The 19,858-nt window shown below is 56.0% G+C and carries 14 protein-coding genes and 1 tRNA gene; 1 reads left to right on the forward strand and 14 read right to left on the reverse strand.

The features are described from left to right. Positions 1–102 precede the first annotated feature (102 nt). The 6 genes from CLR77_RS17930 to CLR77_RS17955 form a co-directional block, all read right to left on the reverse strand. Positions 103–312 (reverse strand): hypothetical protein, encoded by a 210-nt coding sequence (locus CLR77_RS17930; RefSeq protein WP_097462080.1) that lies wholly within the window; start codon positions 310–312, stop codon positions 103–105. Positions 313–342: 30 nt separating this feature from the next. Continuing rightward, positions 343–1,476: a cytochrome d ubiquinol oxidase subunit II gene (gene cydB / locus CLR77_RS17935; protein ID WP_097462081.1), complete on the reverse strand. Its 1,134-nt coding sequence runs from the start codon at positions 1,474–1,476 to the stop codon at positions 343–345. 1 nt (position 1,477) lies between these two features. Next, positions 1,478–3,088, reverse strand: coding sequence for a cytochrome ubiquinol oxidase subunit I (locus CLR77_RS17940; RefSeq protein ID WP_097462082.1), 1,611 nt, complete (start codon positions 3,086–3,088; stop codon positions 1,478–1,480). Positions 3,089–3,558: 470 nt separating this feature from the next. Next, positions 3,559–4,914, reverse strand: a complete 1,356-nt coding sequence (locus tag CLR77_RS17945; protein WP_097462083.1) for a phosphohexomutase domain-containing protein — start codon at positions 4,912–4,914, stop codon at positions 3,559–3,561. A gap of 95 nt (positions 4,915–5,009) precedes the next feature. Further along, positions 5,010–5,486, reverse strand: coding sequence for a bacterioferritin (gene bfr, locus CLR77_RS17950; RefSeq protein WP_097462084.1), 477 nt, complete (start codon positions 5,484–5,486; stop codon positions 5,010–5,012). A gap of 144 nt (positions 5,487–5,630) precedes the next feature. Beyond that, positions 5,631–5,837, reverse strand: a complete 207-nt coding sequence (locus tag CLR77_RS17955; protein ID WP_097462085.1) for a bacterioferritin-associated ferredoxin — start codon at positions 5,835–5,837, stop codon at positions 5,631–5,633. A 400-nt stretch (positions 5,838–6,237) separates the two neighbouring features. Here CLR77_RS17955 and CLR77_RS17960 point away from each other — a divergent pair. Continuing rightward, positions 6,238–6,314: transfer RNA gene (locus CLR77_RS17960), tRNA-Arg, on the forward strand. 159 nt (positions 6,315–6,473) lie between these two features. Here CLR77_RS17960 and CLR77_RS17965 read toward each other — a convergent pair. The 8 genes from CLR77_RS17965 to CLR77_RS18000 form a co-directional block, all read right to left on the reverse strand. Continuing rightward, on the reverse strand, positions 6,474–7,172 hold the full coding sequence (locus CLR77_RS17965; protein WP_097462086.1) for a M48 family metallopeptidase: 699 nt from the start codon (positions 7,170–7,172) through the stop codon (positions 6,474–6,476). Next, positions 7,169–10,285 carry a type I restriction endonuclease subunit R gene (locus CLR77_RS17970; protein WP_097462087.1) on the reverse strand — a complete coding sequence of 1,039 codons (3,117 nt, stop codon included), beginning with the start codon at positions 10,283–10,285 and terminating at the stop codon, positions 7,169–7,171. Before CLR77_RS17970 ends, CLR77_RS17965 begins: the two co-directional genes overlap by 4 nt. Further along, positions 10,278–12,665 (reverse strand): DUF262 domain-containing protein, encoded by a 2,388-nt coding sequence (locus CLR77_RS17975; RefSeq protein WP_158227236.1) that lies wholly within the window; start codon positions 12,663–12,665, stop codon positions 10,278–10,280. Before CLR77_RS17975 ends, CLR77_RS17970 begins: the two co-directional genes overlap by 8 nt. Further along, entirely contained in the window at positions 12,662–14,446 is a 1,785-nt protein-coding gene (locus tag CLR77_RS17980; protein ID WP_097462089.1) for a DUF262 domain-containing protein, read from the reverse strand. Before CLR77_RS17980 ends, CLR77_RS17975 begins: the two co-directional genes overlap by 4 nt. A 167-nt stretch (positions 14,447–14,613) precedes the next feature. After that, positions 14,614–15,495, reverse strand: a complete 882-nt coding sequence (locus CLR77_RS17985) for a hypothetical protein (RefSeq protein ID WP_097462090.1) — start codon at positions 15,493–15,495, stop codon at positions 14,614–14,616. Further along, positions 15,488–16,024, reverse strand: coding sequence for a hypothetical protein (locus tag CLR77_RS17990; RefSeq protein ID WP_097462091.1), 537 nt, complete (start codon positions 16,022–16,024; stop codon positions 15,488–15,490). The genes CLR77_RS17985 and CLR77_RS17990 overlap by 8 nt, the downstream gene beginning before the upstream one ends. Beyond that, complete coding sequence (locus CLR77_RS20055; RefSeq protein WP_143269441.1) at positions 16,018–17,355, reverse strand: restriction endonuclease subunit S; 1,338 nt, start codon at positions 17,353–17,355, stop codon at positions 16,018–16,020. The genes CLR77_RS17990 and CLR77_RS20055 overlap by 7 nt, the downstream gene beginning before the upstream one ends. Further along, a complete protein-coding gene (locus tag CLR77_RS18000) occupies positions 17,346–19,805 on the reverse strand; it encodes a type I restriction-modification system subunit M (RefSeq protein WP_097462092.1) in 2,460 nt (819 codons plus the stop codon). The genes CLR77_RS20055 and CLR77_RS18000 overlap by 10 nt, the downstream gene beginning before the upstream one ends. Positions 19,806–19,858 lie beyond the last annotated feature (53 nt).

Below are 19,858 nucleotides of genomic sequence, written 5' to 3' on the forward strand. Positions count from 1 at the left end.
AGTGGCAGCGATACCAACGGAGTCACGCCGTACTGATCGCTGGAGGAACGGAACAAAAAGAAAGCCGGCATCTAGCCGGCTTTCTTGTCTTCCAAACGGGGTTCAGTGGCGATGGACGCCACCGTTGCCGTTCGTTTCTTCCTCTTCCTGACTATCGAACAACGCCGCACCTGCCGCGGCGATAAGGACAATCATGCCGGTACCGACCAGCCAGGCGAAGTACCAGGAACCGTAGTCACCGATAATAACGCCCAGGACGATCGCGGCGATGGCGAGAAAGGTATACAACACGAAGTACAGAAATGTTTTCATCACCTTTTCCTCTCAGTTTCCATGCCGCCGTCAGTAGCTGTGGCTGTCGGCTTCAACCTCTTCACCCTTGACCTTGCCACGCATGACGTAGAAGGCCCAACTGGTGTACCAGAGGATCAGCGGGACGAAGACGATGGTGAAGCCGGTCATCCACAGCAGCGTGCGCTGGCTTGAACCCGAGTTCCACAGCGTCAGACTCTGAGACGGGTCGGTGATCGACGGCATCATGAACGGGAACATGCTCAAGCCTGCCGTTCCGATCACGCCAATCCAGGCTATCGCACCCAGCCACCAGGCCAGGGTCGACTTTCCGCCACGAACCGAGAAGAAACCCAGCAGCATGCCGGCAAAACCCAGCACCGGAACAATCCACATGACCGGATAGGTCTTGAAGTTGTTCAACCAGGCACCCGAGGCCACCTGGACCACCTGATGCATCGGTGTTTGCGCCACACCCGGAGCCGGGCTTTGCGTCAGGACGAAGCCGTTCATGGTGCTGACCCAGATGCCACCGATAGCGAACAGGACGATGGCCACCAGCGCTGCACCCGATGCGGCCTTCTGCGAGCGACTATAGAGATCGTCTTCCGTGCGCCCCATCAGCATCACGCCGCCCATATAGATGGACAGGGAGAGCGACAGCAGGCCGCACATGACCGCGAAGGGATTCAGCAGCGACAGGAAGCTGCCGGTGTAGTAGGACGTCAGGTCCCAGCCGAAGTGGAAAGGCACACCCTTGAGCATGTTGCCCACACCTGCGCCATAGACGATCATCGGCACCGCACCGCTGACCAGTAACGCCCAGTCCCACATATTGCGCCACTTGGCCGAAGGCAGCTTGCTCCGGTACTCGAACCCGAGCGGGCGCACGATCATGGTCCAGAGCAGCAACATCATGACGATGTAGAGTCCGGAAAACGCGGTGGCGTAGATCAGGGGGAAGGCCGCGAAGATCGCGCCGCCACCGAGGATGAACCAGACCTGGTTACCGTCCCAGTGGGGACCGATACTGTTCAGGGCAATACGGCGTTCGGTATCGGTACGTCCGACGAAGCGCAGCAACGTACCCACGCCCATGTCCATACCCACCATCACTGCCAGGCCGATCAACAGCACGCCCAGCAGAACCCACCAGAGTACTTTGAGAAAGAGATACAGCTCCATATCAATTCTCCTTGCGCGGCATCATGACGCCGGCAGTCGCAACACCGCCACCGGAAACCGGAGCATAGTCGGGAGCCGAAGAGGATTCGCTCTCATCGGGTCCTTTGCGGATAAACTTGACCATCAGGTACATTTCGATCGCGATAAAGATCGAGTACAGCAGTACGAAACCGGCCAGCGAGAATGCCATATAGCCGACACTGTGGCTCGAGGCGGACATCCAGGTCGGCAGCACGCCATAGACGGTCCAGGGTTGACGCCCGATTTCCGCTGTCAGCCAGCCCATTTCACAGGCGATAAAGGGCACCGGAATCATCCAGGGCGCAATGCGCAGGAACCAGCGCTGACGATGGATATCGCGTCGCAGCGAGAAGATTACCGCCAGGACGAAGTAGGCCAGCATCAACAGGCCGAAGGCCACCATCAGACGGAACGTCCAGAACATCGTAAAGACGTTGGGAATGGAATCCTTCGCCGCCTTGGCGATCGTTTCGTTCGTCGCCTTGGACACATCCTGGTCCGGCGAATACCGCTTCGCCAGGAAGCCATAGCCCAGATCCTTCTTGTGCGCCGAGAACTGCGCCAACGCATTGGCATCGGTCGGATCGGCACTCAGGACCTTCAACGCTTCCACCGCCGGAATCCCGTTGCGAACACGCTCTGCAGCCTGTGCTTCAAGCTCTTTCACGCCCGGGACTTCCTGGGACATGGTATGCGTCAGCAAGGGGGTGAGCACATAAGGGATCTGGATCGACCACTTGTTGGTCTGGGATTCCTGATCCGGCCAAGCCGCCACGTTGAAAGGCGCCGGTGCCGGCTCGGTTTCCCACATGGCTTCCATCGCTGCCAACTTGGTCGGCTGTGCATTAGCGCCAACGAAACCGAGAGCGTCGCCCAAGGTGATTACCGCGGCGGTAGCCAGGACACCGAACAGCGAAGCCATCCGGAAAGACCGGCGAGCCAATTCCTTGTGACGCCCGCGCAGCATGTAAAAGGCACTGATGCCAGAGACGAAGATGGCCGCCGTCACGTAACCGGCGATGCTGGTGTGTACGAACTTGGCCTGAGCATCCGGGCTGAAGATCAGATCGGCAAAGTTGGTCAGTTCCATCCGCATGGTGACCGGATTGAAGGCGGCACCCTGCGGGTCCTGCATGAAGCCGTTAGCGACCAGAATCCACAGCGCGGACAGGTTGGAGCCCAAGGCGACCAGATAGGTGACCAGCAGGTGCTGCCCCTTGGAGAGCCGCTTCCAGCCGAACACCATCAGACCGATAAAGGTCGACTCCATAAAGAAGGCCATTAGACCCTCGATCGCCAGTGGTGCACCGAAGATATCGCCCACGAAGCTCGAGTAGAAAGACCAGTTGGTCCCGAACTCGAATTCCATGGTCAGACCTGTCGCCACACCCAGCGCGAAGTTGATCAGGAACAGCTTGCCCCAGAAATGCGCCATTTCCCGGTAGATCTGTTTACCGGTGGTGACGTAGACAGTTTCCATTGCCGCCAACATGAAACTCATGCCCAGCGTCAGCGGCACGAACAGGAAGTGATACAGTGCTGTGGCGGCGAACTGCCACCGCGACAACTCGACCACGGTATCGTTAATCATTGGACACTCCTGCCATTACAGCCCCAGTCCCCGCAGCAGCCCCAACACAGGCCGCCACCTCCTTGCCCACCACAGGTCCCGGCCGGGACTGTGAGCAATTAATGCCGGTTTCGCAGCGACCGGCCCCGGGTGATTCACGCTCATGCATGGACGAACTCCTCTCCGATTGAAATAAGGCATCATGCAGCGCTTTGCCTGCAAGAGACGGCTATGAAGGTATGACAGCTCCGCCTTCATAACGCCTCCCGGACAAGCCGCCGGCACCATTCGAAAGGAATAAGGCCCGACTGACCGCCTGTCTGGCGACAGGCACAACGCCACTGAAAGGGTTTTTATGGAGGGTATATTGGATCGGGGCGCGGCGGGACACAACGAGGAACCTTGAGTAGTTAAAGGTTCCTTGATGAAGATCAGTTTTAGGGGGGCGGGGCACCCGACAAGTCATTGTCTGGCCCCCAAAAAGAGGGATTTCAGGTCTGATCGAAGCGTTCGATCGCCTCCAGGATCTCATCGGTTTTACGCCACATCAGATCGGCGTCACCCCGACTTTCCACGTTAAGACGAACCACCGGTTCCGTATTCGACATCCGCAGGTTGAAACGCCACTGCTCAAATTCCAGACTAAGGCCATCGATATGCTGTTTAGCCAGCGCATCGGTACCATAGACCGCCTCGATCCGCTGTAACACCCTGGCCGGATCACGCAGCGTCCGATTGATTTCCCCGCTGGCCGGGAAGCGCACCAGGCGCTCGTCGATCAGGCTGGACAGCGACTGTCCGGACTGGGACAGGCGCTCCGCCACCAACAGCCAGGGGATCATACCGCTGTCGCAGTAGGCGAAATCGCGGAAGTAATGGTGCGCGCTCATTTCGCCACCATACACTGCATTCTCGTCACGCATACGCTGCTTGATGAACGCGTGACCGGTCTTGCTTTCAACGGCGACACCACCAGCCCCGCTGACCAGCTCCCGGGTATTCCAGACCAGACGCGGGTCATGGATGATGTTGGCGCCGGCATGCTTGTGCAGGAACTGCTCCGCCAGCAACCCGACAATGTAATAGCCCTCGATGAAACGACCGGTCTCGTCGAAGAAGAAGCAGCGGTCGTAGTCACCATCCCAGGCGATCCCCAGGTCCGCGCCCACACTTTTGACCGTCTCGGCCGTCGCTGCACGATTCTCCGGCAACAGTGGGTTGGGCACGCCATGGGGGAAGTGGCCATCGGGCTCATGCTGAACCTTGATGAACTCAAAAGGCAGGTAAGGCTCCAGCGCATCGATCACCAGCCCTGCCCCACCGTTTCCGGCGTTAACCACCAATTTCAGCGGTTTGAGCGTCGAACGGTCTATATAGCCCAGCAAATGGGAAATATAGGCATTCATGATAGACAGGGGGTGCACGGTGCCGGCTTTTTCAGCATCCTCAAACACGTCGTCGAGACGGTCGCGAATCGCGTAAAGACCGGAATCCCCACTGATGGGCCGCGACTGGCCGGCCACCAGTTTCATCCCGTTGTAATCCATGGGGTTATGGCTGGCCGTCACCATGATGCCGCCATCCATGCCATAGTGGCTGGTGGCAAAATAGACCTGCTCCGTGCCGCACAGGCCGATGTCGTAGACATCAGCACCCGCCGCGGTCAGTCCGCGCCGCAACGCAGCGGAAAGGTCCGGGCTGGATAGCCGCACGTCATAGCCGACGACGACTTTGCGAGCCCCCATTACGGCCACATAGGCCCTGCCGATGCGCTCGGCCAGCTCTGGGTTCAACTGCTCCGGCACGCGGCCGCGGATATCGTAAGCCTTGAAACATGCGTAATTCATTGTGATCGCCTGGCTTTCTGTCGGTTCATCAGAGTGTCTAGCACCCCATTCTACCCTTATCACCGAGGGACGACAGTGTTACCAGGCGATCCCAATCAGGACGCAGCGGAGGATTGCAGTTGCACGTAATTCTGCTGCCCCATGTGCTGAAGCAGCTCCAACTGGGTTTCCAGCCAGTCGATATGCTCCTCCTCACTGGCCATAATCTTGCTGAGCAGATCGCGGGACGGATAATCCTGCACGGATTCGCAGTAGGCAATGGCTTCCTTGAGCAGCTTGTGGGCGATCTGCTCCTGCTGAAGATCGCACTCCAGCATCTCCTGAACGTTCTCCCCGATCAGCAGCTTCTGTAGATCCTGCAGATTGGGCAGCCCCTCGAGGAACAGAATACGCTCGATCAGCAGATCCGCGTGCTTCATCTCGTCAATGGACTCTTCATATTCCTTCTCGCCCAGATGCGTCAGGCCCCAGTTGCGATACATCCGTGCGTGCAGGAAATACTGGTTGATCGCCGTCAGTTCATTGGCGAGCACCTGATTAAGATAACGAATGACCTGAGCGTCCCCTTGCATGGCAAGTCTCCTTGACGGTGATAGGCAGACTTACCGTACCACAGGCCGCCTTACTCAGCCTACCAGGACGAAAGACACTAAAATGAGGGAGGTAAACAAGGCAGGGATAACATCAAAGGCGCGACCACCCGCGCCCAAATCACGTCAAGCGGGTTGCGCCAGAAGCGTGGCAAGGGCTTGGTGAGAATCACTTTTGCATTCCCGCAAAATATCACGCGCCATACGCGTACAGCGCCCACACTGCGTACCCACACCCAGCTTACGCCCCAACTGCCGCATACTCTCACAGCCCGCACGGGCGGCGGCGCGCACCTGACGATCGGTCACTCCATGGCATAGACACACATACATAACAGACACCTTCGAGAACCAAAACCTTTTGTTAATTATTCTCATTTGATAAAAATATTCAAGTGCATTGCTAACCAGTTACCCTCAGCGATAACCGAGATACAAAGGAAGCACCCAAATGTTGGACATTACCCCATGACGGCCTTATCATAGGCGCCCTGATTTTGGGGCATATCCCGCCGTTCACGGCTATCGCCGAACGCCCCCGAAATCCCGATAAAGCGCCCGTAGCTCAGCTGGGTGAGACGAGCGCAGTACACGAAGCACAGCTTCGTGCGAGTCGAACGCCCGAAAATCTGCGATTTTTGGGCCGGAGAAGCGGCGACAGCCGCGTGAGCGTTGCCCGACCGGAGGGCAACTCTCAGGCAAATCCCAGATCCGGTAGATAGAACAGGTTTAAGCGCCCGTAGCTCAGCTGGATAGAGCGCTGCCCTCCGGAGGCAGAGGTCAGAGGTTCGAATCCTCTCGGGCGCGCCATATTTATCAAGGGCTTGCGAGAGATCGCGAGCCCTTTTTTATTTTCTGTGCCCAGATTGTGCCCAGTCAGCGCCCGCACGCATTCAGGCTCAAAAGCACCCCAAGTGAACTTGACCTTTGCCCTTGATAAGCCAGAGTAACTCTGGACATGCGGTCCATCTACCCCAGCGGCAACGCATTCAATTCATCCTTGGCTTCACGCCAACCGGGATAATGTTTGTTCAGTATTGCCAGGAAGCGTTCGCTGTGAGTCGGCTCAATCAAATGGGCCATCTCATGAAGGATGATGTAATCCAGGTGATCTTTGGGTTTCTTCACCAGTTCAGTATTCAATCGAATATTGCCAGCCCGGTAATTACAGCTCCCCCACTTCGTCTTCATCCGCTGTAAGTAATACCCTGATACCTGCACACCCAATTTCTTTTCCCATTTGGCGATGATCGAGGGTATTGCCCCATGGAGGATTTTTTTGTGCCACTCATGGATGATCTCGGCGCGCTTAATACGATCACTCCCCGGCCGAACACTCAGGAGAACCCGCTTGTGATCGAGCTTGACCGAGGGCTTTTCGTCCTTTTCGACAACTTCCAGAAGGTATCGACGGCCCCACAAATAGTGGCTCTCTCTCGTTACAAATTGCCGAGGTGATTCTCTTTCTTGCGCCAGCAGCTTTTCCTGTTGCCTTCGTATCCACGGCAACTTTGAGATGGCATAGGCGCGAACAACATCGAGGCGGGTGCTGGAGGGTGCAACCAGGGTGATGTGACCTTCTGGTGGGTGCACAGACAAATGAACATTCTTGACGGCTTTACGGGTCACCTGAATGTCGATATCGCCTAACTGGATGGTCTCAGTCACTGGTAGCCCACCTGATTTTTTATCAGCTCAAATACCGCTTTGGTGGCTTCGCGATCTCGTCCCATTATGGGGAACAGCGCGTTGAGGACCTGGCTTTCGCGCGCGGCGTCGCCCTTCCAGCCGGCCGGAGCTTCTTCACGCATGGCGCGGTCAATAGCCAACGCCATTTGCAGGCGAGTGTCGCCGTAATCCGGCGCCGATTCCGCAATTGAGGGAGTGCTTGCACAGGACGCCAAAATATCTGGCAGATTGTTGTAGATGACCAGAGCTTCGCGCCGGTCTACGAGTTCAGGCGGAATATTATCGGTTCCATGACCTTCGGCCATCTGTTTCACCAACGATTCCGCTTTTCTCAGAAAGTCCTCATAGGAAGCGGTATTGCTGCGCCACTGGGCGATGAGATCATCCAACAGGCTGGACATCTGTTCGTAGAAGCGCGGGTCGGTGAGCTGTTCACGGATGATGGTCTTACGTACGTTATTGATAATGCCCTCGGCCACCGCATTCTTCGACAGTTTGCCCTTGGCATTAAGCTTCCGGGCGATAGCGTCGTGAATCCCAGTTTCGACGATCAACTCCAATAACGAGTAGTTGTCCATAGAGCCGAGCCCGTCCGCCGGATCGGCCTGGATATACGTGTTAATGAGGTGCCGCATGTCTGCCTCGTAGGGCTTAATGTCCAGCTCCTCACCCGAATAATGCTTGATCGCCGCGCGCACTTCGCTGAAAAAAGCCACCTCATTATTCAAATCAGCGATCTCAGTAGCGCTATACCCTGCCTCCTCCAAGTTTTGGGCGATGGCCGCAAAAGCCCTTACAAAGGTTGCGACTTGCTTATAGAAGGCAATACGCAGCGCCTCGGTATCATTGAGCGCATTGGGGTCGTCGGCACTGCCACAGAAAGTGGCTAGGTATTGCTCCATTTCGCGAGGCGGAGGCACTGGCTCGCACAGGTACTTGAGTGCTTCACGTGCCAGCTCCAGCTTTTCGCGGCCCTCTTCCAGCCAGTTTTTAAGCTGGACATTGTTATCAGCCTCGCCACCGTCTTCCAGATCGAGCTCGTCGGAGCTGTAAACGGCAATGGCGTGCTGCACGTCGCCGAACATCTGCTTGAAGTCGACAATATAACCGTAGTCCTTGTCTTCGCCATCCAACCGGTTCGTTCGGCAGATGGCCTGGAATAGGTTGTGATCACGCAGCTCGTTGTCCAAATAGATATAGGTGCAGGAGGGAGCATCGAAGCCCGTCAGCAGCTTGCTGACCACAATCAGGAGTTTGCAGTTGACCGGCTCTTCGATGAAGCGGCGCTTCATCTCGTCCTCGTATTGCTTGGTGGTCTGGCTATCTTTCAAAACAAACTGAGTATAGGTATCGAACTTGTAGCGTTCGTCGCTGTTGGCCGGCTCGCGAGAAATCGAATTGTGGTTCGGCTCGTAGGACGTTATGACGCCGCAATAGGCGCCGAACGCCGTATTCTGAAACAGGCGGAAGTAATGACAGGCATCGTAGATAGACGCCGCCACCAGGATGGCGGTTCCTCGGTTATTGTTCAGACGGGGCTTAGCGTCAAAGTCTTCGATAATGTCGGCAATGATGCGCTGCTTGCGTTCAGCGGCGCTCATCAGCTCTTCCAGCGTCGCCCAACGCTTGCGCAACACCGCCTTCTGGAAATTGTTGAGGTTTTTTGTCTTACGCTCGAACCAGGCATCGATTTTGTCAGACGAGGTCAACCGCTGGGGCACGTCACGGGCTTCGTACTTGAGGTCCAACACTACCTTGTCCCTGACCGCCTGGGGGAACTTGTAAGTGTGAATATAAGTGCCAAACACCGCACGGGTGGTCTGCTTGTCCTTGCGCAACAGCGGCGTACCGGTGAAGCCTACGAAGATGGCATCCGCCAGCCAGCGCTTCATCTGCCGGTTCATGGCGCCACCTTGCGTACGATGGCACTCGTCCACGAAAACATAGAAGCGCCCGCGTACTGGCGGTGGATCGCCTTTCAGGTCGCCGGGATCAAATTTATGCACCAGAGCGCAGAGTAATCGGGGCGTAGTTGCACCGAGCTTTTCAACAAACTGCGCCCGCGAGGTAATCCGCGGCGAGGGACCATCTTCGCCCACCACCCCGGCGTTACGCATCACGCCCAGGATCTGCTTATCCAGCTCGTCGCGGTCGGTGACCACGAGGACGCGCGCTTCCGGGTCGTGCTCCATCAGCCACTTGGCCAACAGCACCATCAGGATGCTCTTGCCGCTCCCCTGGGTGTGCCAAATTACGCCGCCCTCGCGCTGCGCGATCCGGGCCTGAGCGGCCTTGATCCCGAAATATTGGTGCGGACGCGGTACCTTCTTCTGGCCAGCATCGAAGATGATAAAGTTTCGGATCAGGTCCAACAGCCGCTCCTTGCGGCACATTTGGGCCAGGGGCTTATCCAATAATGTACCCGGCTCCAGATCGCCACTTCCCTCCTCGTCCTTCCACTGCACGAAGAACTGCTCCGGGGTGCCGGTGGTGCCGTAGCGCAGTCCCTGGGAATCACTGCCGGCAATTACCAGTTGCGCGGTACTGAAGAATCCCTCGTTGAAAATGGCTTCCTGGTTGGTAATAAGCTGGCGCACGCCATCGGCTACCTCTACTGAGCTACGCTTGAGCTCAATGACCCCCACGGCGATGCCGTTGATGTAGAGCACTAGATCCGGTCGGCGCTCATGGCCGCCCTTGAGTGTCACTTCTTCGGCCAGGGCGAAGTCATTGTGCTCCGGGTGTGCCCAGTCAATGAGTTTCACGTCCTCGTGCGGCTGTCCTGGGGAGAGCAGTACCTTCACCGGGTAACGCAGTAGGTTGTAGGTGCGTAGATTGGCCTGGTAGAGGGTGACGCCGGTGACATCGACGGCAGCTTGCAGCTTCTGCAGTGCTGCAGCTATGTGGGTGTCGGAGTAGCCGCGTTCATGCAGATTGGCGCGCAGTAGGGCCGGCTCAATGGCGCGATTGTCGTCGCGCTGGTGCCAGTCACCCAGGTAACGATAGCCCAGTCCGCCCTCCTCCACCGATCGCGTAAACAGGCTGACCACACGGTTCTGGGTCAGGCGCTCAGGGCGAACTTGTTCAGGCATCGTCAACCCCACCGAGATATGTCTTGATGCTTGCATCCAATTTTTGAAGGAAGCCCTCCACTTGCGAACTCTCCACTATGATTTGAAGGCAGCCTTCGTTCTTGTCAAACCCCTCTGCCGAGAATAGGTCTGCAAGAGCAGTGTCGTCGTCCGGCAATGATGCTTTGACCAGGAATTTATCTGCCTGATTCTCTATTTCAATTCCCAAACCTACGCCTGACCGATTGCAGCGCAGCGAAATGTAGGGTTCTGAATGCGTATCAGTGACCGATTCGTAGTCTGCGAGAAAACACGAGAGACGGACTTGTCCGCGTTGCAATTTATCGCAAAGACAGAAAGTAAAGAGCTCTGCATGGGAACCGTTCATCTGGGAACGTTTGAGTAAGTAGATACGGCCACGCTCATCGACACGAATCAAGTTGCGGTTACAGTAACCCAGCACAGAAGGACAATGGACAATTGCCTCACGCCAGGGATCAAGTTTCTCAGCCCCAGCAATAATCGCATCAAGCTGCCCGGCGATATCCATTTCCGGAGAGAGGTCGTTGAACAAACGATTGAGGATGTTGCGCGCAGCAGATCCTCGAATTCCAGAGCCACTAAGGAGTCGCTTCCAGCTCGCTTCTTCCGTCACGGAATTCACCAGGAAGGATCGATTACGGCCGCTCGGTAGGAGATAGTCGCCGACGCAGAGTAAAGCCCTTTGCCAGCGGTACTCGCCAGGGTCAGCAAGTCCGTTGGCTGAGAACATCGCTTCCGCTAGATCGAGGTGCCGGGAAAAAGCTTCCTGGAAAGCAACGTGGACCGTGGCGTCCCAACTTTCTGGATCCGACTCAAAACTCCTGGCGACGATTCCCGCGAAGTCCAATAAGAACCCGATCTGCCCGCGAAAATACTCATGGCCTTCAGCACGGTCTAATAGTTCCCGCCATCCCTCATGTACCAGGATCAGCTGTGCTTTCAGCTTCTCTTCGGCAATCTGCGGTTCGCTGAATCCAACAGCGGCTTTCTCTGTCTCAGCGAAATACCTCAACACGTCACCGGAATGCTCAAGCAGCCCCACCAGTCCGCGAACGCTGCGCCTGAAATCGTCGGGTCGGTTGTAACCTGTATTTACGGCCAGATTTAGGATGACCCGCATCCATTCTTGAAAAGCTACCTGGTCAATACTGCTCTGGTGAGCCTCAATAAATTGGGCATAGGCCAGAAACTGGATTAGATCGGTGTACGAGAGGTTTGCCCCATTGGCCACGATTTTAGCGAACAGGGCCATCTCATCGAGATAGCAGACATCAGGAAGAAGTTGACCTGGGGTGCCGCCATCACCACACCATGAATCAAGTAAGCAAATCAGGGTGCGAGTAAATTGTTCATCGAGCCAGCTGTGCGAATGGAAGTCAGTATATGAAGGCGGATTGACTGCTGTGCGAAGCCTGGTGAAGTCTCGCACATACTCCGTCGCCTCATGACTTCGGGTAATCAGCGCCACAGCCCGGAACACATTCATGAACGCCTCATCGTAAAGGTCGCTTCCCTTGCTGCGGTGCTTCCAAAAGAGGTCCGCCCATGTCGTGTCCATGCGCCGGGCAATGTACTCGGCTGCACCGAATGCCTGCCCACCGATCGAGAAAGTTTCTCCCTGGAGCTGGTTGACCAACTCCTGTTCGTAACGCGCTTTGAATGTCTCAAACGGAGTCAAAGGCTTCCCACGCGCGTTCATCTTGATATACAGATCGTCGGAAAGTCCGAAATTCTCTAGGTCGAGAAGCTGGAAGGTGATAGCAGGTTTGGCCGTATCCAACAGCCGGGTAAACAGGCCGTCCGAATCGCCAAACTTGTCATGGATAGCATCCAGCATATTGAGAACGGCCTGGATCGTTGGATCAAGCCGCCAGCTGCGAAAATACCAGGATTGATCGGCGATCATGGCCGCCAAGTCCGTCACGTCCTCAGGGCCTAGATCGGGGCGATAGCTCACCAGTTGATCGAAGAATTCGTTGCTGCTAGGACGTACGCTGTAGGCGAACCGAGAGTGTCCTTCCGACAAGAAAAGCTGCTCAAAGGCTGTCCACTGGTGATCCTTCCACGCCAAGTACCAATGTAAAAGGAAGAGAGTCGTTAGGCGTTGCTGACCGTCGAGTGGCAGGAAGCGGGTCTGCTCGTCACCTTCGACACTGCCATAGACGAAATCGAGATTCAGCGGCAGGCCCGGGGCATCCGCAGGCTTATCCAGCGTATCCTTAAGCGTTTTGAGAAACGCCTCACGCACTTCTATTTCCGCCGGGCGTCCCTGAGCGTAATCGCGCTGGATCATCGGGATCCGTATATGCCCGTGCTGTTCCAAAAGCTGCTTGTAGTTAATCTGGCTACCAAAGCTCATGGGCATCCCTCCTTGTTGCCACAGAAGAAGTCCGTCAGGGCATCAGCAATGGCCGCGTTGTAGCCGTCCCGGTCATCCTCCCCCCAGAACATCACGTTATCCACCTGCGGGCTGTAGCACTTCAGAAACACGTTGCGGGTACACAGGGGGACGAAGATCCCCGCCTGATCCAGTTCCAGCAGGCGTTGTCGCTTCACGGCAAAGACGGCGTTCTTGTAACTTCGATTCGTGGATTCATCAAGCAGCGCCAGGTTCGATATCCCGTGCTGGACTTCACCGTCGTTGGTTTCGTGGAAATAAGCCAGTACACGCTCGTAGAGGGGGTCAAAAACCTCGTTCGACGCCTCAGCCTGTGGAAGCTGAAGGAACGCCTTAATGTCAGCCTGCAATTCCGTCGCAGCCTGTTTAGATTTCAGATAGCCCAGAGAGTTCTCCATCCATCTTCTTCGTTCGTGATGTCGCTCCGGCCGATCATCGGTTACCGAGCGGATGTGCTCTATATCCCAGCGCTCGCTCTTAAAGCTATCGAATTGAAACCGAAGGTTCGACCGCCGGCTCTGCAAAAGCGTCGCTAGGTTGAAGAGCAGCAGCAGCGCTTTGATCGTCTCCCGGTGCGAGAGATAAGAGAGTTCCTCCAGACGGTTGCCGACGCACTCACGAACGGCTTCCCGTTCGGCTGGATTAGGCATCTCTTCACCGACGACACGTTCGAAGATCGTCTCGCGCAGATGCAGCTCGAAAGCGCTCTTGGTGCAGTCCGTCGATAGAGCTTTAATCTCGATAATGGGCATCCCCTGGCTCACAAGGAATCCGACCATGTGGTAGAGTACTCGATCCTCGAACCATTCTTCCAAGAGCAGATACAACTGCTTGACCTTCCGCCATTCACCCTCCGAGGTCGTACCAGGCATCTTCAGCTTCTGGTTGAAGGTGTAGAAGATGCCGTAGGCGTCGTGCTCTGCGCCAGGCGCCAGCCCTTCAGCTCGGGCCGCAAGCTCGAAGAGGAAACCAATGCGATTCTCGCTCTTCCCCGGCTCATTGCTCAGGAAATACCAGAATGCAGCAGACTGGAGCGCTTTCTCCAATTGATCCCATTCGTAGGCAATTTGCAGCTGCAAACTCGTCGCGTCCGTCTCGTTCGTGCTGGAACGTCGCAGAAACAGTGCTCGGATCAGCTCATCGTTGGTCAGGGGTATCTTGCCAACATTGAGACGAGTGAAAGCATCCACCGGATTGTCCAAAGCGGACAATTGAAACCATATAACTTTCGTCTGGTTAAGTAGCGCGGCCTTGATCGTCTCTACCTCGCTATCCCGCTCGGCGAACCATTTCTCGATAGTCGTGATGGCATGATAGAGGTGATAAAAATCCACATTGAAATTGGCGGCTTCTTCACTAGGGTCTTCGAGGAAGGCATCCAGGCTTGGGCGCGTTTGGTAATCCAACTTGAACAACGTCTGGCGGTACTTTTCCGCAAGACGCTCATTGAAGTGTCGCATGATCAGAAGCAAGGTGGTCAAACGCTGCTGACCATCCACCACCTCGAAGTCGCCAGCATTCGGGCGAGCCTTGATGACCAGAGGCTGAAGACAATAAAATTCTTCCGGTTGCGGGTTTTTGCGCTGAGTGAACTCCTGGATGTCGTCGAGGAGCTGTCTTACCTGCAGTGGCGACCATCGAAATCCCCTCTGGTAGTCGGGGATGAAGAAGCGCAGGCTGCTACCGCCTCCATCTGTGCGAAGCTCATTCACAGGCCGTAGGGCAATTTGCTGATCGTTCATGCCAGTCAATTCCTCTCCATCATGAGGTTGTGCGATGTGGCGCGCTCGTTTTTTATTAGTACCAATCGCCCAAATAGCGACGCCCTATTCCCTAGCTTTCCAGCGACCGAGCAAACGTATCGACAACACAGTTCTGAGTCAGAGGTTCTGAGGTCGCCTTTTAGGTATCAATCCGCCTCCCGCTTCGAATTCGTCTCGTAAAGTGTTTCCGTAATGGCGCCTCGAAACAGCTCCTCATTGAGAAACTGCAACAGTTTCTTCGCCGCAGCCTTTTCTGCTGGAAAAACGAGTTTGCCGTTAGCTACCTGAATATCGACATCGTAGCCCTGGGAGCGTGTGCTTATTTCTGCGGCGGAGTATGTATCCAAGACACCGAAGTCTCGCAGCATTGCAAAGCGCTTTCGGAACCACTGATTGGCGTTCATAGCTAAAGCGTCTTCGTCTTCAGGCGCCAACAAATCATGGTCTAACACCGCGCGAATCTCTTCTTCCGAGGCTTCTTCATAGAATTCAATGAGGGGTAGGAAGGAGTTGACCGTCCGAAAGTTATGAAACAGCAGCTTCGCTCGGTCAGGGATATAGACGGCGCTTAATTTTTGATCGAGTGTTAGACCAGCTCGCGTCGCGGTTTCATAAGTATCGTTTTGCAGAAAAAGAAACCGGCCCGGTTGGATGACATGGGAGCGGCTGAAGTTCTGAAAGAGTAACAACTCTTGCCCATCTTCCGTTCTGACGAATGCGACCAGTCCCTTGGCTGAATCGAGTAGTGCATCGTCCATTGAGATAGCATCAAGGTCTGGAACGCTTTGGCGGTTCTCGCCGGCCAGGAACTCCGGCAGCTCGTAATTCTCCAACAGGAAACGCTCATGAGCCTCTGGCTGATAGCCCGCATTGAAATCAATCTCGTCGATCTCGTTGACGAACGCCTCGTATTGCGCGAGCCAGCTCTCTGACAGCGTATCCTGAAGCCCTTGGTGAAGAGGTATCCTGAGCAGTCGTGTATTTCTGCCCTGTTTGATAACCGCCGCCAGTTGGAAATCCTCAAACATCCTTCTTCCCCGTATCCAGATATATTCCATGGGCGAGACGGACGGTTCGCAACTCCGTGCCTGGGCGCCTCAGTTCTCTCTTGCTGATCAGCAGATGGGAAACACCGTCGTCGTTTTTTACGCCGTAGAAGTGGTAGCCGAATAACCCCATGACTGGGTTGAAGTGGAAGGCCCCCGCGTGCGCAATCACCAGAAAAATAATCCCGAGGACGTAAGCACCGGTCAGCCACTCACCCGTAAACGCCATATTCTCTTTCGAGACAAATGGCAGCAAATAGGCGAGCAGAAACGCCAGCACTTCCTTGTCATTTTTCTCAAACTCCTTGATACGGAAAATCTGCTTTTGCGCATTCTTTGCGGCGTAACGCAGCATTGCCCAACACAGGAATACCAGCAGCAAGGCTACGACCAGCCAGCTTCCCCAAGATGACCAAGGTTTCTGGTGGGCGATTTGATTGACCGCTACTGCCCCCAAGACGGGCGCAAGCGACGTCGAGACCAACAGAAACTTGGCAAACATATTCAGCATGTTGCTGTCTCTGGCGTCACCAGTCGAGTGCGGCCGGTCAGCAGTTCCTGCATCATCGCCTGCTTGAGGGCGGCGGTTTTGGCGTGGCGTTGCTCCAGGGCTTCGAGTTCGGCGTCCATATCGGAGAGAACATTAGCGATTGCAGATTGCTCCTTTAGAGGCGGAAGAACAAACTCCATAGCCGCAAGCACACCTCCACTGAGAGATGGTAGCGCGGTCGTTGAGACCAAGTCCCCGAGCTTCTTGCGAAGCAAGGCGTAGTGCATGAAACGGACGTCTACGCGCGCAGCGTTGATCACATAGCCAGCCATATTGTTGTCAAGACAGCTTGGCCGAGTAAGTATTTTTTTTCTTTCCAGAAAAACAGCGGCACCGACTTTGGCGAAAACAATTGTCTCAGGAGGGAAAACGACAGCACCAATCTGTTTCTGAACCGACTCACTGATGTAGTTATTGGCCGCAACCATAAAAGTGTCATTGCCTTCGTTGTTCATGTCAGACACTTTAAAAAAAGGGTAAGCGCCGGAAACCTCACCTTGGAACCTATTTGGAAAACCACTTCCTCCTCTAAACCTCCCGATATCCCCAGCCTGGACCAACTCCCACCGTCCCTCAAACCCCGGCAGGCGGGTTTGGCCGGTGAGGAGTTGCTGCATGGCGGCCTGTTTGAGGTCGCGCTTTTTGGCGATCAGCCGGTCCAGCCCCTCCAGCAAGGCATCCACATCGCTCAGGGCCGTGGCGATGGCGCGTTGTTCTTTTGGATTTCTCGGGACCGGAATGGGAATAGGCCCGATGTCCTGCATGTTTATCTTCTTCGGAGTTGCGTTTGTCAGAGCACGTTTTTCAGTTTCTCTAACAAATGCTGTAGAGCGTGAGTACCTGTAAAGATACTCCGATTCAATTAGATTGTTTGGTTTTAGCAGAGCCAAGCTAACATAAATGCTCGCATTAACATCCCAGTCAATTAATCGCGTGTCCCCGACGATCCCCGCCGTGATACGCGTCATCAAGATATCACCACGCTCTGGTTTGCACCGCTTAATTAAGTTCGCATGCTCTGCTTCCGTTATGTATTTTGTATTTTCGAAATCGTTTGCCGTAACGTTCTCTACACTGTAAAAGGGAATACCTTGTGGAACATAACGTGGCGTGTAGTGAGTTCCATCGCATATGGAACGGCATACATCAGAAAGACTCATTACATCCCAATCCTCCGGAATCACCCCCACCTCAGTCTGCTTGTACCCGACCGGCACAGCCGGCGTAGCCGCCTGCAAATCGTACCCCGCCGAGGCTTCGCGCACTGCCATTGCATCCCGGTTCACGCCCATGTCGCCCCCATCTGCTTCAGGTGCTCGTCCACCCGCGCCGACAGGGCTTCCACGCGCTTGGTCAGTTCAGGCAGTGGCGTAGCGTAACGTTCCGCCAGTTGCCGCACGCGGCCGGTCAGGGTCTGGGAGACGCGCTCCAGTTCGCCCTGCACGGCGGCTTCCAGGGCGGTGAGCCATTTGTCGTCCACCACCAGAGTCTTGATCTCATCCACGCTCAGTTGCGGGTATTTGTCGTGGGCGAGTTGGTCGAGGGCGGCGTCGCGCTCCTTGATCTGCTTCTTGAGATCACTTTGCTTTTTGTCCAGTTGGCTCCACTGCTTGAGCAGCCGGGCCTCATCGGCGGTGTCAGCGTCGCCCTTGATTTCCTTGAGCCGTTTGCTCACTTCGCCCTTGTTGATCTTGTCCAGCTCGGCGAAGGCGCCGTCCTCGCCGCCGTGTTCTTCTTCCAGTTCGCTGATTTCAGCGACGCAGGCGTCCAACTCAGCCTGAAGGGCGTCCAGTTCGGCCTGCTTCTCTTTGAAGTAACGGGCGACAATGTAGGGCCTGGGGATCAGGTCGCAGGTCCAGCCGGTGTCTTTCATCTGGCCTTTTTTCTTGCCGGTCTTGATCTCTTCCAGCACCCGGCGGGTTTCCGCGACCCAGCCGTCGGAGGTGATCTCGTAGGCGTCGTCCTGCAGGGCATCAAACCAGTAGTCCATCAGGTGCTGATAGAGATCGTAGGGGTCGAGCAGCGGCGCGGCGCGGAAGCTCTCCAGCAGATCTTCGCCGATGGTGGTGATCAGGGCCTTGGGCTGGCCGCCCACATCAAAGCCCTTGAGCACCGGGGTGTTGCGCTCGCGCCATTGCTCGAACAGCGCCGTGACCCGGGCGCGGAAGGCGGCAAACTCGGCGTGGTTGAGGATAGTGGATTTGATATCCGAGGTTTCGACCGCCAGCCCGGCGTAGCCCGGCTGCCTGGCGCGGAACAGGGTCTGGCGCAGGGCGGGAAAGACCCGCCAGTAGGCACTCAGACCCGGCACCGGCGGAATCGCGGTTGCATCGCCGTCGATATCGCTCTCGGGGATGCCGCCATTCAGATGGGCGTGGATGTCTTGCAGGTCTTCCGGCTCGCTGGCATCGATATAGCGCGGCAAGTTGAGATTGTAGCCGTTCTTCTCATCGGCGATTTCGTCGAAGGGCACCATGCGCGCGAAGCGCGGGGTCGTAGCCTGTTTGTTGAAGGTATCGACGATGCGATGGATGTCCTGCTCGCGCAGGCGGTTTTTGTTGCCGTCCTTGATGAAGCCCTTGGAGGCGTCGATCATGAAGATGCCCTTGCGGGCCTGGGCGTTGTCCTTGTCCAGCACCAGGATGCAGGCGGGAATGCCAGTGCCGTAGAACAGGTTGGCGGGCAGGCCAATGATGCCCTTGAGGTAGCCGGAGCGCACCAGTTGCTTGCGGATAGGGGCCTCGGCGTTGCCGCGAAAGAGCACGCCGTGGGGCAGGATCACCGCGCCCTTGCCGGTGCTTTTCAGCGAGCGAATGATGTGCAGCAGGTAGGCATAGTCGCCCTGCTTGGCCGGCGGCACGCCCCAGGCGAAGCGCTGGTAGAGATCCTCGGCAGGCGTCAGGCCAGTGCTCCAGCTTTTGTCGGAAAACGGGGGATTGGCCACCACGTAGTCGTAGGTGCGCAGCCCCTCCCCATCTTTGAACTTGGGGTTGGACAGGGTATCTCCCTGCACGATGTTGGCGGTGGGGAAGTCGTGCAGGATCATGTTCATACGGGCGAGACCCGCGGTGGTCACGTCCTTTTCCTGCCCTTCCAGGGTAATGTGCTTGCCCGCCTCGGCGGCCACCTTAAGCAATAACGAACCCGAGCCACAGGTCGGATCGTAAGCCGTGGTGGAAGCCACGGCAGTCTCCGGCGAAATACCGATGACTTGGGCGATCACCCGGCTGACCTCGGAGGGGGTGTAGAACTGGCCCTTGCTCTTGCCACTCTCCGAAGCGAAGTGGCGCATCAGGTATTCGTAGGCATCACCGAGGATGTCATCGTGCTCGGCACGGTTTTTGGCGAAGTTCAGCTCCGGCTTCTGGAAGATGCTGATCAGGTTGGTCAGGCGATCCACCATCGCCTTGCCTTCCCCGAGCTTGTTCGGATCGTTGAAGTCAGGAAAGTCACTGCGCGCCAGACGTTCGTTGGCGTCGATCAGAGGCTGGATAATCTGGGTGTTGACCTTGTCCCCGATATCGCTCTTGCCCTTGAGCTGGACCATATCCTTGAAGCTGGCACCTTTGGGGATGACCACCGGTGGTTTGAAGCCCTCGTAATCAGCGTACTTATCGGAAATGTACTTGATGAACAGCATGAACAGGACATAGTCCTTGTACTGCGAGGCGTCCATACCCCCGCGGAGCTCATCACAGGAGGCCCAGAGGGAGGTATAGAGTTCGGATTTTTTGATGGCCATTAAGACTCTCTGGTTCGCTTGCTAATGATTATTGATATTTATAGGTCTGGCGT

This window comes from Mangrovitalea sediminis (assembly GCF_002514725.1).
GTDB lineage: Bacteria > Pseudomonadota > Gammaproteobacteria > Pseudomonadales > Oleiphilaceae > Mangrovitalea > Mangrovitalea sediminis.

Excerpts from the sequence above, each read along its gene's own strand:
- CLR77_RS18000 (WP_097462092.1), bottom strand. The coding sequence starts at position 19,805 with ATGGCCATCAAAAAATCCGAACTCTATACCTCCCTCTGGGCCTCCTGT.
- CLR77_RS17945 (WP_097462083.1), bottom strand. The coding sequence starts at position 4,914 with ATGAATTACGCATGTTTCAAGGCTTACGATATCCGCGGCCGCGTGCCG.
- CLR77_RS17940 (WP_097462082.1), bottom strand. The coding sequence starts at position 3,088 with ATGATTAACGATACCGTGGTCGAGTTGTCGCGGTGGCAGTTCGCCGCC.
- CLR77_RS17975 (WP_158227236.1), bottom strand. The coding sequence starts at position 12,665 with ATGAGCTTTGGTAGCCAGATTAACTACAAGCAGCTTTTGGAACAGCAC.
- CLR77_RS17930 (WP_097462080.1), bottom strand. The coding sequence starts at position 312 with ATGAAAACATTTCTGTACTTCGTGTTGTATACCTTTCTCGCCATCGCC.
- CLR77_RS17955 (WP_097462085.1), bottom strand. The coding sequence starts at position 5,837 with ATGTATGTGTGTCTATGCCATGGAGTGACCGATCGTCAGGTGCGCGCC.
- cydB (WP_097462081.1), bottom strand. The coding sequence starts at position 1,476 with ATGGAGCTGTATCTCTTTCTCAAAGTACTCTGGTGGGTTCTGCTGGGC.
- CLR77_RS17990 (WP_097462091.1), bottom strand. The coding sequence starts at position 16,024 with ATGCTGAATATGTTTGCCAAGTTTCTGTTGGTCTCGACGTCGCTTGCG.
- CLR77_RS17970 (WP_097462087.1), bottom strand. The coding sequence starts at position 10,285 with ATGCCTGAACAAGTTCGCCCTGAGCGCCTGACCCAGAACCGTGTGGTC.
- CLR77_RS20055 (WP_143269441.1), bottom strand. The coding sequence starts at position 17,355 with ATGGGCGTGAACCGGGATGCAATGGCAGTGCGCGAAGCCTCGGCGGGG.
- bfr (WP_097462084.1), bottom strand. The coding sequence starts at position 5,486 with ATGCAAGGGGACGCTCAGGTCATTCGTTATCTTAATCAGGTGCTCGCC.
- CLR77_RS17985 (WP_097462090.1), bottom strand. The coding sequence starts at position 15,495 with ATGTTTGAGGATTTCCAACTGGCGGCGGTTATCAAACAGGGCAGAAAT.
- CLR77_RS17980 (WP_097462089.1), bottom strand. The coding sequence starts at position 14,446 with ATGAACGATCAGCAAATTGCCCTACGGCCTGTGAATGAGCTTCGCACA.